The sequence below is a fragment of the Mesorhizobium sp. M7D.F.Ca.US.004.03.1.1 genome (assembly GCF_003998635.1).
GTDB classification, from domain to species: Bacteria; Pseudomonadota; Alphaproteobacteria; order Rhizobiales; family Rhizobiaceae; genus Mesorhizobium; species Mesorhizobium loti.
The window spans coordinates 1-384 of sequence record NZ_RZQG01001884.1; the positions used below are offsets into that span (position 1 = coordinate 1).

The 384-nt window shown below is 63.0% G+C and carries 1 pseudogene; it reads right to left on the bottom strand.

From position 1 onward, the window contains the following. Positions 1 to 94 precede the first annotated feature (94 nt). Positions 95 to 384: pseudogene (locus EN935_RS40520) on the bottom strand (maleylacetoacetate isomerase); the annotation flags it as partial.

Here is a 384-nt window from a genome sequence, read left to right on the forward strand (position 1 = left end):
CAGCTGGGAAACGATAGCCGATTCCCTCTCCGGTCAAGCGGAAATCGATTCCGCCAGACCTCCGGCGCCGACGCCACGTGTGGGCCGATGAAGCCTATTCGGCATCGATCTGGTTCTGGGGTGCGGCTTTCTGGAAGGTCGGCAGCGCCATGCAGGCGGCGTTGATGCGCGCGATCGTCGGGTAGGGCGTTAGGTCGACGCCGAAGCGGGCATTGCTGGCAATCTGCGCGGCAAGGCAGATGTCAGCCAACCCCGGCGTGTCGCCATGGCAGAATTGTCCAGTCTCGTGCGAGGAAGCCAGGATCTTTTCAAGCGGCTGAAAACCCTCGTTCACCCAGTGGCGAAACCAGTTGACGACGTCCTCGTCGCCGGCGCCGAACAGGG